Here is a 15,489-nt window from a genome sequence, read left to right on the forward strand (position 1 = left end):
AGGACGTCTGGCCCGGTGATGCACGCACGGACCTGAGCGAGGCGCTTCAGGCCGGCGGGCGTATCACGTTTGCTTGCGCCGGGACCATCGCCTTCACCACCACGCATGCGCTCGGCCGGGACATGGTGATCGACGGCGAGGGCAAGGTCACGCTCGATGGCAACGGACACCGCATGTTCGGGATCCGCGCCGGTGTACACGCCTCGTTCACGCGTATCACGATCCGTGGGGGTGGCACATCGGGCGGCAACCCAGGCAGCGTGATTTCGGGGGAAGGAGCGGTATCGTTGCTGGCAGGGACCACCATCCGCAACTCGGATCGTCCGATCTGGCTGCTGGCGGGCAATCTCGTCTTGCGCGATGCCTGGATTGCCGAGAATACCGGTCCCGTGCTGGTGGTGTCCGAAGGAGAACTCGATATCTCGCAAAACAGTCGTCTGACCGACAACAAGGGTGGCGAGGTGCTGGCCACGGGGCCGGGCACCACGGTGCGCATTGCGGATACCCAATTCCTGCGCAATGGCCACGCCAGCTTTGGCGGCAGCGCGGCGGGAAACTGCGAAGTCACCATCCGGAATGCCTGGTTTGCCGATAACGCCGATACACAGGACGGCGGCGCCATCCTGTCGCGCTGCGCGCTGACCGTGGAAGACAGCCAGTTCGAGCGCAATCGCGCCGGCGGCGATGGCGGCGCTATCCGCCAGACACACGGTGCCACGGCGGTCATGCGCAAGGTGACGTTCCGCGCCAACCAGGCGGCCGGCAGCGGGGGCGCCATCGCGGCCGTCTGGGATTTGCAACGGCAGGGCAGCCTGCGCGTGCGAAACAGCCGATTCGAGCGCAACGTCGCCACCCGTGCCGGCGGCGCAATCTATGCGGGAGAGTCTGCGCTGGTGGAGATCAGCGTCGATGGCTTTGTCGGTAACACGGCCGGTACGGCGGGCGGCGCCATCTACGCGCGGCAGGCGCGGCTCGACAGCAGAGGCAGCCTGTTTCGCCAGAACACCGCCAATACCGGCGCCGCTATTCAGACGCTGTGCATGCCGGCCATGGGGCAGATTGCGAACACGATCCTTGTCGACAACTCGGCAAAGCAGGGCGCTGGCGCGTTCCATGGCGGCAACGTGCGATTCCTGAACGTCACCATCGCCGGTAATGGCAGCCGTCCCGTACAGCACGCCCAGCTTTGTGGTGATACATCGGCCATCGAGTTCGCCAACACCATCGTGCTGGGTAACTGGAATGGCGCCTGCGGGGGCGCGGATGCGCAGCGCACATTCCGCGACCTTGGCCATAACCTCCAGTTTCCCGGCAATGCCTGCGGCAGCACGATTCCCAGTGTTTTCCCGATACTGGGGCCGTTTTATGCACCGCTGCGTCCACTGAGTCCGGCCGGCAACGGTGGCGACAATGCGCTATGCATGGCGGCTCCGATCAATGGGCGGGACATCTTCGGCACACATCGGCCGCAGGGTGAGGCGTGTTCGATCGGCGCGGTGGAAGGGGACCTCTCGACCCTGTTCGACCGTTACTGGCGCAAACGGCGCGACGCGTTGACGAAGTAGAGAGGCGGCGCCGATCGCAGCAGAGTGTGCGTGCTCCGAACGGGGTAAGCCGTGAGTAGCATGGCAACCAGTGAAAGACATCCTATGCTCGGCGCATGCTGCGCTGCATCGATTTCCGCTCGGGATGCCCACTGACGTAGCGGGCACAGCAAACAGCGTAAAAGCCACTGAATTCAGGTGGCTGACCTCGTACCAGAAACGGTCGTTACTACATGCGGAACGCGTGTCAAGGCTCGCGCGTCCTCGATCCAGGTGCCGTGGGATAGATCGCCATCCACGAAATGCGCATCGGACCAGAATTGCTGCTGGGCTCTGTCTCCATCAAGTTAGTTTTTTTGAGGCGTGCCCCTTGAGACACTCCTACACAGCATACGGGCGTGAAAATTCAGTCGTGCGAGAACGTGGCTCCGCCGGTTGGCCGGATATACCGTGGGGTTGGCAGCCCCATGGCCTTGGCGGCATTAAGAATGCCGTCCTCGATCGCACCGGCGTCACGCACGGACTGGTATTCGCCGTCCTTGAAGATTACGTTGGCGCCATAGACGACCATAAAGCCCTCAGCGGGCTCTTTGGCATCGGCCGGTACCGAGAACGTGTGAATGGAGCCGCCCGGTTCATACAGGTAACTACCGGCTGTTTGCGGGTCCTCTGGGTACTCGACATAGTTCCATTCGCCCTTCGTCGTGAAGAAGTGGACGGTCCCGGTGTGGAAGTGGGGCGGCAGTGTCGTGCCTGGCTCGAATTTTCCGTACAGGACCCAGACACCGCTCTCACGATCGAGGAAGAGCGGGACGATGGTGGAGCCGGATTCCGAGCCTGGGAACGCCACTGCATCGTGAATGTTGAGGGACAGCAGTCGATCCTGATGGGTAAAGACCTTGGGCAATGCCATGATGCAAATCTCCTGAGGCGACGAGTCGAATCGCGCGGATATAGATGTGTCTCGTCGCCGGTATGTTGAAAGTGTCCGGAAGTCCGCGTGGCTCAGAGATAAAGTCCGCCATCGACTGCAATCTCGGTGCCGGTGATGTAGCGAGATTCATCGCTTGCCAAGAACAGCGACGCATAGGCGATGTCCCATGGAGTGCCTTGGTGGCCCATCGGGCAACGCAGATTTCGCGCGTCGCGTGCGGCTTGTCCCGCCGCAGCGTCACCCTTGGTCAGGTGCGCGGCGTGTGGTGTGTCGATCAATCCGGGGACCACGACGTTAGCCCGAACACGATCAGAAGCGTAGCGGCGCGCGAGCACACGCGTCATATGGTTGAGCGCCGCCTTTGACGTGTTGTAAGCCAGAAACGGCATCGGGCTCCATTTTCGGCTGGCGATCGACGAAATGTTTACGATCGAACCACCGCCCTGTTGCACCATGCGAGGGACTACCTGCTGGCATGCCAGCATGACGCCTTTGAGATTGATGTCGAAGACGCGATCCCAGTCTTCTTCGCGGATATCCTCGAGCTCCGCCACGATCTCGATACCGACATTGTTATGTAGTACATCGATGCGTCCGAACTCGGATGCGCAATAGCTGGCCATGGCTGCAAGCTGGGCCTTACTGCATACGTCGGCCTCGAACGGCAGTGCATCGCCGCCGGCTTCGCGGATTTGCTCAACAACGCGTTGCGCGGCTTTGGTGTCGCGGTCTACGCAGAGGACGCGCGCGCCTTCCCGCGCATAGACAATGGCCGCGGCAGAGCCATTGCTGACGTCCGCGCCACTGGAGCCAGCGCCCACGACGATGGCGACCTTACCGGCCAGCCGGCCATGCCCACTGGCGATTGCAAGTGCTGAATCTCCCATGCCGGCGTCCCTTAGCGTAGGCCGAGCGCGCGCAGCTTGGCGTCGGGCGCCGAGTATGGGCGCTCGCAGATGATCTTGTCCGAGCCCGGCGCAAACTCGAACGTGGCGGCCATTCGAACCCGGAAGGTGCGGCCCGTCGGTGCGAAGGTCTTGCCGTTGGCCTGGAGCGGACCGAGATGCGTGCCCTGCAACCAGAACTCTACGAGCACCGTTTGGTCGACGGCAGCAATGGCGATAATTTCGTTCTTGAGGTCGGGGAAGGGAATCCGCGACGAATCAAAGTAGCCGCGCACCTCGGTTTCGCCGTCAAAGACAACGCCGCTGCCATGCATTTCGTAGCGGGGGTGGGCAAACGTATCGATGACGGCATCCCAGTCATGGACACATTCCAGAGCCATGTGGTCCCGCACGGTCTTGATGCGTGCGGCGTCGAGCGTAGCTGACATTAAAAATCTCCTGTGGTAGATGATGAGAATTCGAATGGTGATCGGGTGCTGTGTGTGAGGCCGGTCGCTCAATCCAGCTTGATGTTCGCTTGCGTCGCGATTGCCTTCCACATGGGAATATCGCGGGCATTGACAGCCTGTTGCTCCGGTCCGGGCACATACTTTGCAGTGATACCCAGCGAGAGCAGCTTGTTGACGACGTCAGGCTCCTTGAGCGTGGTTTCCAGGACGCGAGACAATTTCTCCACGATGGGTTTTGGCGTCTTTGCTGGCACGTACATGACCCAGGTCAGTTCGCGGTCGAAGTCCACCCCCTGTTCCTGGTAGCTGGCGACGTTTGGCAAGCTAGGCGAACGTCGCGTGCATACAGCGAGCGCCTTGACCTTGCCTTCCTTGACGAAAGGGGTGGCAGTCACCATATCGACGAAGCCCACAAAGATGTGGTTGCCGAGGATGTCGGTCACAATCTGCGACGTGCCCTTGTATGGCACGTGCTGCATCGGTATGCCGGTCTTCTGGCTCAGGAGCTCGCCACAGAAGTGGCCCGTGGATCCCGCCCCCCAGCTTGCATACTGAATCGGCGTCTTGTCCTTGCGCGACAGCGCAATCAGTTCCTTGAGGTTGTTCGCTGGATACTGATTGGCAGCAATCATCACGATTGACGAATTCCCTATCGCCCCCAGACTCTGGAAGTCGCGCACCGGGTCGTAGGGCAGCTTCGTGTACGTGGCCGGCGCAAGCTGGTGGGTCGACATGCCGCCGATCATGATCGTGTAGCCGTCCGGTGCTGCGGTGGCGACGGCGTGGGTACCGATCGTGCCAGCCGCACCCGGCTTGTTCTCCACCACTACCGGCTGCTTGAGTTGCGCCGCGAAGCGTTCGGCGAGCAGGCGGCCGAGAATGTCGCCGCCGCCGCCGGCGGAGAAGGGCAACAGCATGCGGATAGGGCGATCGGGATAAGTGGCGACATCGCCGGCCTGGGCGGCGGCGGTGGCAAGGGCGAGCAGGGCGCTGGCGAGAAATCTGTTCATGGCTGTCTCCGTGGGTATCCGTCCGTTCTGCGATGCAGACGTCTTCAGTGCGTTCCAATCGATGTGGAAACGTTTCCATGAAAGTTTGGTAGACCATGTGGGGCACGGCAATCATGGTAAACTCTATGTCGCATCTGAATGCAACGCAGACTAGAGTTGGAACTGGAAACGTTTCCAATTTTGGGGAGGGAGGCAATGAGTTTGCTGTTTGGTGGCGTTTGCCAGATTGGCTATGTCGTGCGCGACATTGAGAAGGCCATGCGGCACTGGAGCGACGTGTTGGGCGTCGGCCCCTGGTTCTACAAGGAAGCCGTTGGTACCACCGAGTTCCGTTACTACGGGAAGACATCGGCACTGCCAGACCTGTCTATCGCCCTTGCCAATTCAGGGGGCGTCCAGATCGAGCTGATCCAGCAACGCAACGAAGCGCCGTCGCTGTATCTGGATTCCCTGAAGCGGGCAGGAGAGGGCATGCAGCATATCGCCTACTGGACAGACGACCGGTTCGACGAGTACGCGGAAGCCTTACGTGGGCGCGGCTACGTAGAGGGGCACGGCGGCCGCATGGGCATGCGCGGCCGATTTGCCTATTACGTCCACGCGGACTTGCCGGGCAACATCGTGGAGATTTCGGAAATGGCGGGCGGCAAGGGCGAGTATTTCGCGTCGATTGCCGCCGCTGCCAAAGGCTGGGACGGCGCTGATCCCATCCGCCGGATCGGAGCGCCGCAATGACCGCCAACGAAAGCAGGGAAGCAGGGCGACGCGTCGGGGTGGTGACGGGCGCTGCGCGTGGCATTGGATTGGCGATTGGTGCCCGTCTGGCCGCAGAGGGTTTTTCCGTAGCATTGTGGGATCGCGATGCCGGGCAACTCAACGAGGCTGTGCAATCGCTGCGTGCAAGTGGCGCAAACGCGATGTCTGTCGCGGTTGACATTACGGATCGCGCTCAGGTCGACCGCGCGCTGGCACAGTCCACGGAAGCGCTGGGAGCGCCCACGGTGCTGGTCAACAATGCCGCGATTCTGGGGCGCAGCGGCCCGACGATCGAGGCCTCTCTCGATGAATGGAAGCGCGTCTTCGACGTGAACGTCTTTGGCGGGTTGCTGTGCGCGCAGGCTGTGATTCCCCTCATGGTGAGTCACGGTTATGGCCGCGTGGTTAATGTGGCGTCGATTGCCGGGAAGGAGGGCAACCCCTTCGCCGGCGCCTACGCTGCATCGAAGGCAGCGCTGATATCGATGACCAAAAGCCTGGGCAAGGAATTGGCCGAAACCGGTGTGCTGGTCAACTGCATCACGCCCAGCGCGGCTGACACCGATATCTTCGGCGTCTACGACGATAGCCAGCGTGCGCAACTGCAGGCGCGACTGCTGGAGCGCGTGCCGATGAAACGCTTCGTCCGCGTCGAGGAGGTCGCCGAGATGGCGGCCTGGCTGTGCTCCGCGCGTTGCAGCTTCAGCACCGGGGCGGTTTTCGACATCAGTGGCGGCCGTGCGATGTACTAGATGTGGCAAGGGGCGGGGCGGATTTGGGCGATAATCGCGAGCGAAGCCGGCCGCACTGCCGCCATCCGCTAGCAAGCCCCGGGATCAAAAATGAGCAGCCGAACGCGCACCCCTAGTTCCGATACGCCCGCCCGCGTCACGATTCGTGACGTGGCGCGGGCGGCCGGCGTGTCGCTGGGCACGGCCTCGCGGGCGTTAAATCGTAGCGGTCCCGTAAGCGAAGCGGCTCTCCAGGCCGTCGAACGCGCAGCGAAGGCGCTGGCGTATGCACCAGATCCGATTGCGCAGAGCATGCGCACAGGTACTTCTGGCGTGGTGGGACTGCTGGTTTCCGATCTGGCCAACCCCCTGTATGCCCGCATCATTACCGCGGTGGAGATGCGCCTGCAGCGCGAAGGCTACGCCATGGTGGTTGGAAACACTCACAATAGCAAGGCGCAGGAAGAGCTGATGGTGGACCTGTTCCGCCGACGACGCGTCGATGGACTGATTCTCGGGCCCTGTGAAGTAGAGCGTGCCGACTATCTTGAACAGATCTCGCGTGATCTGGCCGTGGTTGCCATGGACCGCGACTTCGGCGAGCAGGGATCGGGCGTTCACGTCGACCACTTCCGCGGCGCATACGAAGCCTGCCGGTATCTGCTTGACCTGGGTCATACGCGCATCGCGCTGATGACCTCCGACGGTGCCTTGCGACCCGGACGCGAGCGTATCGATGGATATCGCGCGGCGATGGCCGAGCGTGGCCTGACGGTGGATGAAACGCTCGTCCGAGCCAGCCGCTCGGCCATGGATTTGTCGTTCAGCGACGCGCTGGCCCTGCTTTCCGCAAAGTCCCGGCCGACGGCATTCATTTGCCTGGGCACGCGCATCCTGTCGGGTGTACTGCAGGCAACGCGACAAACCGGCCATCGGGTGCCGCACGATGTCAGCCTGATCTGCGTCGGCGACGGCGATCTGCCCCAACTGTATTCGCCCGCGATCACCGCGATCAGTTGGGACCTCGAGGCCGTGGGCACGGCCGCCGCTGAAATTCTGCTGCGAGCGATTGGCGGCGCCGCGGAGCGCGCACAGGCGAAGGAGCAGGGGGGGCAGGAAGTACGGCTGACCACGCAAGTCGTTATGCGCGAGTCCTGCGCACCGCCTCCCGCAGCCAAGGCCTGAGCGCACTATCGCGGGGGGCACTCAGCGTGCCTCGACGGAGCCCACGACCATCGGGCCCGTATCGCGTGGCCGGAACCACGCGACCAGAATGACCGCCGCCAGTACCAGCGGCAGACTCAACAGGTAGGGGCTGAGCGTAAAGCTGCCGGTTGCTGCTGGATCGCGCCGACTGCAGCGGGCGCCACCAGGGCTGAGGCCGCGCAACAACGCCTCTCAACGAATCTGGAACAAATCGAGCCATCCCGCGACACTCCAAAAAGAATAAGGCCTCCAGGAGGCCGCTTGGATTTGCCGCCGCAGCAGCTCCTTCTAAATCAATCCTACATATCCAGATGCGCTTCTCAAAATGGTTTGTCGCCACTATGGTCGCAGTCACCTCGTTTTCACACGCGAGTCAGGGCTTGGGAGGTCACCGCTACCAAGGACTCGGGTGGAGGCGTTCGCCGAATTATTCGCTTCAGAAGCGAGCTGCCTGACTGGGTTCACAGATCCTCGCACGGAGCACTTGTTGTGATTTCCTGGCCGATTGTCAGCCAGTCCGGCTTGCCAACCAAGCGCGAATCTCAGCTTCACTACGCTTTCGAGGACGGACTGCAAGCGGCTGAAGAAGGCGAGCGAGTTGGTGTACTTGCCGTCGTGGCTACCGGAGAAGGGAAAGTCGAGTGGTACTACCTTGCTCGTTCGCACGACCTGTTCATTCGCTCGACGCGGCCCTTGGCCTGGCTTGTGTTGGCACACAGGATGTCGATGTTCAACTCGAACAGGGCGCGCCCGAACTGCGTATAGCCGCGGCCTTCGGCAGTCTCCTGTCGGTTGACCCGGAAGATCTCGGCCTGTCGGAATAGAAGGCCATCGGCTTGCCGTGCCGTTCGATGTAGGCCCGGGTGACGGCGAAGTAAGCCGGCGTCGATTCGGTCGGCACGAACAGCAGCTGCATTAGCCGGACGGTGGCGTCGTCGACAAACACCAGCCCACGACGGCCTCGATGACTCTGCTGCGATCCAGTTCCCGCATGCTCATGGTGACGTATCCGGTCGTCCCATGGTGTTGCTCCCGTGCGTGAAACGCAAGGCGAACAGCATGGCCAATCCGGACATTTCTATTTGGCTCAGAGGGGGTGCGGACGAAAATTTGGACTACTTGGAGGTAGTTCATGTTTTCGTACGAGGATCGCATCAGGGCGGTCAAGCTGTATTTTAAGTACGGCGGGAAGACGGCAACGGTCGTTCGTGAACTGGGATATCCGTCAGGCAAGAACCTGAAGCGGTGGGTGCACATCTACCAGGCATTGGGAGACTTGCCCAAGCACCGCCGTCCGAGGCAGCGATACACGCCGGAGCAGAAACGCACGGCGGTGGATCATTATTTCGACCATGGCTGCTCTCTGGCTGGCACCCGCAGAGCCCTCGGATATCCCAGTAGCCAAATGCTTGGCAGCTGGATTGACGAGCTGCGTCCTGGCTCGCGCCGCCTGGTCACGAACACAAACGCCAGTGCACCGTTTGCAACCAATCAGAAACAGCAGGCGGTCGCCGACCTTTGCGCCCGCCAAGGCTCCGCGAAAGATATAGCAGAAAAGGTTGGAGTGAGCCGACCGATGCTGTACAAGTGGAAAGATCAACTGCTCGGAGACGAGGCATATCGATCTATGCGCAAACGTAAATTGGTCTCTCCTGAAGACGATCATGCGACGCATTTGGAAAGAATCGCGCAGCTCGAACAGCAGGTACGCCAGCTGCAACTTGAGCGCGACATCCTGGCGCGGGCGGGCGATCTAATAAAAAAAGACCAAGGCATCAACTCCCTGCCCCTGACAAACAGGGAGAAGACACAGGTGGTTGATGCCTTGAAAACTACGTATTCGTTGTCTGAACTTCTCCGCGTCATCGGGCTTGCACGTAGTAGCTATTTCTATCACAAGACGGGATTGGGCCTGCGCGACAAATACGCCGATGTACGTAACGCCATGGTCGAGATCTTTGACAGCAATCATCGCTGCTATGGGTATCGTCGTATCCACGCGCTGCTGAGTCAGCGCGATATACGGATCTCCGAGAAGATCGTGCGCAGATTGATGGCTGAGGAACAGCTCGCCGTCCACCGGCCACGTCGCCGGTACAGCTCCTACAGCGGGGAGATTGGTACTGCCCCCGAGAACCTGATTGCCAGGGATTTCCATTCGCAGGCGCCGAATCGGAAATGGCTGACGGACATCACCGAGTTCCAGCTTCCGGCAGGCAAGGTGTATCTATCGCCCATGATCGATTGCTTTGACGGCAAGGTTGTGAGCTGGTCTATCGGCACGAGGCCTGACGCGCAATTGGTCAATAGCATGCTCGATGGTGCCATCACCACGCTCACCGATGGCGACAGGCCTGTGGTACATAGTGACAGAGGCGCGCACTATCGTTGGCCGGGATGGCTACAACGTATCGACGCGGCGGGTCTCGTCCGATCCATGTCGCGAAAGGGCTGCTCACCTGACAACGCTGCCTGCGAGGGATTCTTTGGACGCCTGAAAAACGAGATGTACTACTGTCGCAACTGGGCCGGCACCACGGTAGAAGGATTTATGCACGAGCTAAACTCGTACATCCAGTGGTACAACGAACGGCGCATCAAGCTGTCCCTGCAGGCAATGAGCCCGGTCGACTACCGGCGCCACCTGGGAATCGCAACCTAAAACAGTCCAAGAAATCGTCCGCACCCCCAGATACGACATTACTATTTAGCGCCAACATCGTTCAGAGGCATAATGCGTATTATGTTAAATCAATGATCCGAGGCCGAAAGCCCTGCAGGCAGCCTTGCCCCGGACATGCTGCGGCTGGCTACCTGCCCGTGTACCGGTCCAGCAGCTCCCGTTGCCCGGCTGGCACCTCGTAGGACATGCCGTACATCCCCAATTGCAGGCTCTTGGCAATGCGCAATGCCGGCCGCACGAACTCGGCTGCTATTGGTTTGTTGAAAGTGGCTTGTGCCGTGTCGATGAAGAGTTCGAGCCAGCGGTCGAAATGATGGCCCTCGATCCCCGCGAGCATCATGTGGCGGGACAGGACATGCCCCCGGTAGCGCTTGCTCCCAAGGACAATGCTTGACCAGAACGTGTCCATCGTTGTGAGATGCTGGTCCCATCGGCCCGAGATGACTCGGTCGAAAAGCGGGCCGATACTCTCGTCGGCGCGAACCCGCGCGTAGAAGGCACGGACAAATGCCGATATTTCGGCTTCGTCGGGCAGATGCGCGCCTTGGGCCACGGCGTCGCTGGCGGTCTGAAGGTTATTCCCGGGCATCGTCATCCCTAAAAGATGCATCAAGAATGCATCTTATCATCTATATAGTCGGGGCTGACGAATGCGCAGATAAACCCCTGCCCTTCGTCAGGTCTTCGCAGCTTGCCTCGAGACCTTGACGGGGATCCGCGCCAGCACAGACGCGGCAGCGTGCTCGTCCAGCACGCGCTGCATCATCTTCGGCTTGAGAATGAGATCTTCGAGCGTGTGTTCGTCCAACACCCGGAAGTATGCGTCCAGCGCCGCGTGCAGCACGCCGCGCAAGCCACATATCGGGGTGATGACACATTGATTGCCTTCCGCGTGGAAGCATTCGACCATCGCAAAATCACTCTCCATCGTGCGAATCACTTCGCCGACGTTGATCTTGGACGCGGGACGGTTGAGCTGGACGCCGCCGGAGCGGCCCCTGAGGGTATGCAGGAAACCCTCCTGCCCCAGCCGGTGCACGATCTTGATCAGGTGGTTCCTGGGAATGCTAAAGCTGTCCGCAATCCGCTGGATCGTCACCAGTTCGTCCGGGTGCGCAGCAATGTAGATTAACGTACGTAGTGCATAGTCGGTGTAGTCGGTCAGTCTCATCTTCGATCCCCACTCGCCTCCAGGACGGGACGCGTCAGTATATCTTACGCGCCAAATGCATCTTTTAGGGAATCGACCCCCGAGTCAGGTGGAATGCGGCCGCCAGGACCGCCGCATCCCACCACGATCAGAACTTGTACTTCACCCCCGCATACAACGCGCGTCCGACCCCTGGGTAGAAAACCGCCGTGTTGGCAGTGCGCGCATTCGCCACGGTGCCGAAGTCACTGACGTAGCGTTTGTCGGCCAGGTTGCGGGCGTCGAGGAACAGCGTGACGCCGCGCTGGAATTCGTAGCTGGCCTGGATGCCGAACAGCACGTAGGCCGGCACCTTCATCGTGTTGGCGTAGTCCACGTAGGCGCCGGTCGGCACCCAGTCGATCGTGCCCGCCACGCGCGCGGAGCCCCTGTTGTAGGCCACGGTCGTGCGGAGCACATGCTGCGGCACGCCCGCGATGCGGTTGTTGCCGTAAACCGGATCGTTGTCGAAGCGGAAATCGCTGTAGTTCCACATTTGCGACAGCGTGAGCCGGTCGCCTGCGCCAATGATATTGCGCAGTATCTCGGCGCTGGCGCCCAGCTCCACGCCCTGCAGGATGGTCCGGTTGGCGTTGAACGTGGAGGCTGGCACGTCGGGGCTGACCGTGTACTGCAGCATCTGGTCGCGCACCAGCGAACGATAGAGTGTCAGGTCCCAGCCGAAGCGGTCCAGTTGCCCGCGCGTGCCCGCCTCCACCGTCCAGCCGCGCTGCTGCGCCAGTGGCACGAACTGGTTGGTCGCGCCGATGGTCTGGTTCAGGTCCGAGAAGTCCGGCACGTCGGCGCTGCGCGTGATGTCGACGAAGGCCTGCACGTCCTTGCGCGGCTCCCACAGCACGCCGAACTTCGGGTTCACGCCGCTGTAGGTGGCGCTGTCCGACTTGGCCGTTGGGCTGGCGGACAAGCCGCCGTAGTCCTGGTACTCCCGCCGGTTGCGGTACGCCTTCGCTCCCGCCATCAGCGCGACCGTAGGCCGCACGTACAGCCGGTCTTCGAGATAGGCCTCGTAGTTGAAGGCATCCTGCCGGGCGTTCAGCGTCTGTGCGCCGCGGTCGCCATTAACGTTGACGTATTGGCGGGCATTGTTGTTGCCACCAAAGAAGCGTGCCCCGGCGATCAACTGGTTGCGCATGCCGCCCAGCGTGAAGTTGCCGGTGTAGCGCGGCGCAAAGCCGTAGGTCCAGTAGTCCTGATCGATGACCTGAAAGATCGGGTGGTACAGGCTCTTGTGGATGAGCCAGGTGCTGAAGTCCAGCTGGCCGTTGTCCAGCTTCACGCTGGTCACGTTGGCCAGCCGCTCGGTGCGCGTGTTACGTGCCTGGTCCCCTGCCAGCGCACTGGCGGACGCCTTGCGCGGATCGTTGAGCGCCTCATTGAGCGTGAGCGTGCCTGGCAGCAGTTGGTCGACCACGTAGGCCCCGAAGTAGAAACGCGTTTCCACGGCCGGGCTGAAGCGGTAGCCGAAGTTGGCGTTGAGCTGTTCGTACTGCCCGCGTTCGTGATTGCGGTAGCCCTCCGAGTGATTGACGCTGAGATTGGCGAGGAAGTCGAATGCGCCGATCTGTCGCGATACCTGGCCGCTGGCGCGCGCGGTGCCGAAGCTGCCACCGTCCACGCGCAGCATGTTTGGCGCATCCGCCGTCAGCGCGGTTGGCGTGGTGAAGTTGACGGCGCCGCCCAGCGTCGAGCTGCCGAATGCCAGGCCGTTGCCGCCCTTGTAGACCTCGGCCGCGGAAAGTCCGATGGGATCGATCTGGTAGTAGTCACCGCTGCCGTCCGCGAAGTTGGTCGGCACGCTGTCCTGCAGGATTTCCAGGCCACGCGTGTGGAAGCCGCGCGAGATGCCGGAGCCGCGGATCGACAGGCGCAGCTCCTGGCCGTAGCGCTCCTGTACGTAGACCCCGGGCGAGTCCTTGAGGACATCGCGCAGATTGCTGGCGTAGGTATCGGTGTAAGACTGCGCATCGACAAATCCGACCGACCCGGCCGATTGGAACAGCGTGTCACGCTGGCGGGCCACGCCGGGCACCGTGAGTGAACCCTCGGCTGGCGCCGCTGCGCTGACGGTGATGGTGGGCAGCGTGGGGAGTGGCGCGTCATTGGATGCCTGCGTGGCGTTGGTTTGCGCGATGGCCGCGCCGCTCAGCGCGAGCGTCTGTACGACTACAGCAATGGCGGTCTTGCGCCAGGCTTTTTCAGATCTCATTTTGTTCTCGTCTACGTTTCAGGTGCCGTGGTATGGACCCCGGGCAAGCAACGAAAGCATACGAAGCACGTATCGGCCTGCGCCATGCGACATGGCAGCGCACGGCATTGAAAAGGTCTATTGCGATGTCGGGCATCGATCAGGGCAGCAGATCCGCTATCGAGTAGCCATCGAGCACGGTGAGGTAGGCCACCAGCGCCCCACTCAGCGCCGCGTGACAATCGGCAACGCTCGAGACCACGCAAAATCCCCCGGCGCGAAAGCACGCCATCAAGTCCAACCTGTATTCCAAGACCCGGACCACGTCGCCCACAGTGATGGCCGATGCAGGACACGCCAGGCGTGTTCCACCGATACGCCCGCGCGCGGTGTCGAGGTAGCCAGCACGGCGCAGCGCGTGGACGATCTTGACGACGTGATTGAGCGGCAGCCCAATGGCGTCGGCGATGTTCCTCGCCGTCTGCGGCCTGCCATCGTTGCGCGCGAGATGGACCAGCGCATGCAGTCCGTACTCGGTATAGACGGTCAGGCGCATCACGCATTCCGGCAAGGCGGCACCGTCGGATGGCGTAAAAAGACAGCGACATAGGTATCCATTTGCTCGCAAGACTTCCCGATCCATGTTTCGATGAAGTCTATTAAAGATGCATACCCAGTACAACATAAATGCTATGCATCGGATAAAGAGGCAAATTTCCGTTGCATGGAGGACGCGATAGTCCTCACGGGTGGTGTGGCTTAACCCGCCCTGCCGCATATAAAGATGTATAGTGAATGCATCTTTAAAGGCGAAGGCCGGCCACTCAAACAATCGGGGGTACCAAGTTGAAGTCCTTACTTTCCGCAATCCTTGCCACATCGGCGCTTCTGACGGCGCACGGTGCTTGCGCGGCAACCCGGAACTTCGAGATGAACATCGAAGACACCCGGGTCACGTTGGTAGACAAGCAGCAATTCCATACGTTTGCATTCAACGGGCAGGTGCCAGGCCCGCTGTATGTGGTGGATGAAGGCGACGATGTCAACGTCACCGTCAACAACCTGACCGCCCTGCCCCACACCGTGCACTGGCACGGCATGTACCAGAAGAACTCCTGGAAGAACGACGGCGTGCCGGGTGTTACCCAGGAGGCCATCAAGCCCGGCGACTCTTTCAAGTATCAGTTCAAGGCGGCGCCGTCCGGCACCATGTGGTACCACTGCCACGTCAACGTCAATGAACACGTCGCCCTGCGCGGCATGTGGGGTCCGTTGATCGTCCGGCCGAAGAATCCGACCGCTCTGGAGAAGAAGGTCACCAAGGAATTCATCCTGATGTTCTCCGAGTGGGACTCCAAGTGGGCGGACAAGCCCGGCTTCGGCGGCCTGCCATCAGACAAGCCCGACTACTTCACGATCAACGGCAAGGCTTATCCGGACACCCAGCCCATCCGTATCGAGAAAGGCGACGTGGTCCGCCTGCGCCTGATTGGCGCTGGCGACGGCACGCACAGTTTCCACCTGCACGGGCACAGCTTCAAGATCGCCTTCAAGGATGGCTTCCCGCTGGCCAACCCCATCATGGCCGACACCGTGCTGTTCGGGCCCGGTGAGCGCTACGACCTGATCTTCGAAGCCGACAACCCTGGCCGCTGGATGGTTCACGACCACGTCGACTCCCATACCGTCAACGGCGATCGTCCGATGGGCGGAATCATGAGCGTCGTGGAGTATGCGGGCGTGCCTTCGGACCCCTGGTACGACTGGGCCGGCAAGAAGTACCAGCCCAACTTCTACTACGAGGAATCGCTGAAGAAGGGTCCCGGTCAGTACAGCAACGACTTGCTCAAGGGCAAGGCCGTCCAGTAATCGACCC

The 15,489-nt window shown here is 61.3% G+C and carries 14 protein-coding genes and 1 pseudogene; 6 read left to right on the top strand and 9 right to left on the bottom strand.

The genetic code is table 11. From position 1 onward, the window contains the following. Positions 1–122 precede the first annotated feature (122 nt). Positions 123–1,565 (top strand): hypothetical protein, encoded by a 1,443-nt coding sequence (locus tag AC1DFU_RS15865; RefSeq protein WP_441590930.1) that lies wholly within the window; start codon positions 123–125, stop codon positions 1,563–1,565. A gap of 385 nt (positions 1,566–1,950) precedes the next feature. Here the strand turns inward: AC1DFU_RS15865 and AC1DFU_RS15870 are convergent, their stop codons facing one another. From AC1DFU_RS15870 to AC1DFU_RS15885, 4 genes are all read right to left on the bottom strand, one after another. Beyond that, positions 1,951–2,457 (bottom strand): 2,4'-dihydroxyacetophenone dioxygenase family protein, encoded by a 507-nt coding sequence (locus AC1DFU_RS15870; protein WP_441590928.1) that lies wholly within the window; start codon positions 2,455–2,457, stop codon positions 1,951–1,953. A gap of 92 nt (positions 2,458–2,549) precedes the next feature. Beyond that, positions 2,550–3,365, bottom strand: coding sequence for an SDR family NAD(P)-dependent oxidoreductase (locus AC1DFU_RS15875; protein ID WP_441590926.1), 816 nt, complete (start codon positions 3,363–3,365; stop codon positions 2,550–2,552). A gap of 11 nt (positions 3,366–3,376) precedes the next feature. Continuing rightward, positions 3,377–3,811: an ester cyclase gene (locus tag AC1DFU_RS15880; RefSeq protein WP_092301295.1), complete on the bottom strand. Its 435-nt coding sequence runs from the start codon at positions 3,809–3,811 to the stop codon at positions 3,377–3,379. 68 nt (positions 3,812–3,879) lie between these two features. Next, positions 3,880–4,842, bottom strand: coding sequence for a Bug family tripartite tricarboxylate transporter substrate binding protein (locus AC1DFU_RS15885; protein WP_441590924.1), 963 nt, complete (start codon positions 4,840–4,842; stop codon positions 3,880–3,882). A gap of 195 nt (positions 4,843–5,037) precedes the next feature. Between AC1DFU_RS15885 and AC1DFU_RS15890 the strand changes: the two genes are divergently transcribed. The 3 genes from AC1DFU_RS15890 to AC1DFU_RS15900 all read left to right on the top strand — a co-directional run bounded on the left by AC1DFU_RS15890 (position 5,038) and on the right by AC1DFU_RS15900 (position 7,514). Further along, positions 5,038–5,577: a VOC family protein gene (locus tag AC1DFU_RS15890; RefSeq protein WP_092301301.1), complete on the top strand. Its 540-nt coding sequence runs from the start codon at positions 5,038–5,040 to the stop codon at positions 5,575–5,577. Beyond that, a complete protein-coding gene (locus AC1DFU_RS15895) occupies positions 5,574–6,350 on the top strand; it encodes an SDR family NAD(P)-dependent oxidoreductase (RefSeq protein WP_441590921.1) in 777 nt (258 codons plus the stop codon). The genes AC1DFU_RS15890 and AC1DFU_RS15895 overlap by 4 nt, the downstream gene beginning before the upstream one ends. 90 nt (positions 6,351–6,440) lie before the next feature. After that, on the top strand, positions 6,441–7,514 hold the full coding sequence (locus tag AC1DFU_RS15900) for a LacI family DNA-binding transcriptional regulator (protein WP_092301307.1): 1,074 nt from the start codon (positions 6,441–6,443) through the stop codon (positions 7,512–7,514). Between the two features lie 692 nt (positions 7,515–8,206). On the opposite strand, the pseudogene AC1DFU_RS15905 reads toward AC1DFU_RS15900, so the two are convergent. Continuing rightward, positions 8,207–8,484, bottom strand: a pseudogene (locus AC1DFU_RS15905) (ISNCY family transposase); the annotation flags it as partial. 183 nt (positions 8,485–8,667) lie between these two features. On the opposite strand from AC1DFU_RS15905, the gene AC1DFU_RS15910 reads away from it, so the two are divergent. Continuing rightward, the gene (locus AC1DFU_RS15910) at positions 8,668–10,197 is read left to right on the top strand and encodes an IS3 family transposase (protein WP_441590919.1); all 1,530 of its coding nucleotides are present in this window, start codon (positions 8,668–8,670) and stop codon (positions 10,195–10,197) included. A gap of 148 nt (positions 10,198–10,345) precedes the next feature. Here the strand turns inward: AC1DFU_RS15910 and AC1DFU_RS15915 are convergent, their stop codons facing one another. The 4 genes from AC1DFU_RS15915 to AC1DFU_RS15930 form a co-directional block, all read right to left on the bottom strand. Continuing rightward, a complete protein-coding gene (locus tag AC1DFU_RS15915; RefSeq protein ID WP_477159672.1) occupies positions 10,346–10,813 on the bottom strand; it encodes a group III truncated hemoglobin in 468 nt (155 codons plus the stop codon). An 81-nt stretch (positions 10,814–10,894) separates the two neighbouring features. Then, positions 10,895–11,389 (bottom strand): RrF2 family transcriptional regulator, encoded by a 495-nt coding sequence (locus AC1DFU_RS15920; protein WP_092297930.1) that lies wholly within the window; start codon positions 11,387–11,389, stop codon positions 10,895–10,897. A gap of 127 nt (positions 11,390–11,516) precedes the next feature. Next, on the bottom strand, positions 11,517–13,634 hold the full coding sequence (locus tag AC1DFU_RS15925; RefSeq protein WP_441590915.1) for a TonB-dependent receptor family protein: 2,118 nt from the start codon (positions 13,632–13,634) through the stop codon (positions 11,517–11,519). 139 nt (positions 13,635–13,773) lie between these two features. After that, the gene (locus AC1DFU_RS15930) at positions 13,774–14,169 is read right to left on the bottom strand and encodes an RrF2 family transcriptional regulator (protein ID WP_177219975.1); all 396 of its coding nucleotides are present in this window, start codon (positions 14,167–14,169) and stop codon (positions 13,774–13,776) included. A gap of 374 nt (positions 14,170–14,543) precedes the next feature. Between AC1DFU_RS15930 and AC1DFU_RS15935 the strand changes: the two genes are divergently transcribed. After that, positions 14,544–15,482 carry a multicopper oxidase domain-containing protein gene (locus tag AC1DFU_RS15935; protein ID WP_092297921.1) on the top strand — a complete coding sequence of 313 codons (939 nt, stop codon included), beginning with the start codon at positions 14,544–14,546 and terminating at the stop codon, positions 15,480–15,482. Positions 15,483–15,489: the final 7 nt, after the last annotated feature.

The organism is Cupriavidus sp. 10L45 (assembly GCF_056395225.1).

Excerpts from the sequence above, each read along its gene's own strand:
- AC1DFU_RS15875 (WP_441590926.1), bottom strand. The coding sequence starts at position 3,365 with ATGGGAGATTCAGCACTTGCAATCGCCAGTGGGCATGGCCGGCTGGCC.
- AC1DFU_RS15915 (WP_477159672.1), bottom strand. The coding sequence starts at position 10,813 with ATGACGATGCCCGGGAATAACCTTCAGACCGCCAGCGACGCCGTGGCC.
- AC1DFU_RS15880 (WP_092301295.1), bottom strand. The coding sequence starts at position 3,811 with ATGTCAGCTACGCTCGACGCCGCACGCATCAAGACCGTGCGGGACCAC.
- AC1DFU_RS15890 (WP_092301301.1), top strand. The coding sequence starts at position 5,038 with ATGAGTTTGCTGTTTGGTGGCGTTTGCCAGATTGGCTATGTCGTGCGC.
- AC1DFU_RS15920 (WP_092297930.1), bottom strand. The coding sequence starts at position 11,389 with ATGAGACTGACCGACTACACCGACTATGCACTACGTACGTTAATCTAC.
- AC1DFU_RS15885 (WP_441590924.1), bottom strand. The coding sequence starts at position 4,842 with ATGAACAGATTTCTCGCCAGCGCCCTGCTCGCCCTTGCCACCGCCGCC.
- AC1DFU_RS15870 (WP_441590928.1), bottom strand. The coding sequence starts at position 2,457 with ATGGCATTGCCCAAGGTCTTTACCCATCAGGATCGACTGCTGTCCCTC.
- AC1DFU_RS15900 (WP_092301307.1), top strand. The coding sequence starts at position 6,441 with ATGAGCAGCCGAACGCGCACCCCTAGTTCCGATACGCCCGCCCGCGTC.
- AC1DFU_RS15895 (WP_441590921.1), top strand. The coding sequence starts at position 5,574 with ATGACCGCCAACGAAAGCAGGGAAGCAGGGCGACGCGTCGGGGTGGTG.
- AC1DFU_RS15910 (WP_441590919.1), top strand. The coding sequence starts at position 8,668 with ATGTTTTCGTACGAGGATCGCATCAGGGCGGTCAAGCTGTATTTTAAG.
- AC1DFU_RS15930 (WP_177219975.1), bottom strand. The coding sequence starts at position 14,169 with ATGCGCCTGACCGTCTATACCGAGTACGGACTGCATGCGCTGGTCCAT.
- AC1DFU_RS15865 (WP_441590930.1), top strand. The coding sequence starts at position 123 with ATGGTGATCGACGGCGAGGGCAAGGTCACGCTCGATGGCAACGGACAC.
- AC1DFU_RS15925 (WP_441590915.1), bottom strand. The coding sequence starts at position 13,634 with ATGAGATCTGAAAAAGCCTGGCGCAAGACCGCCATTGCTGTAGTCGTA.
- AC1DFU_RS15935 (WP_092297921.1), top strand. The coding sequence starts at position 14,544 with ATGAACATCGAAGACACCCGGGTCACGTTGGTAGACAAGCAGCAATTC.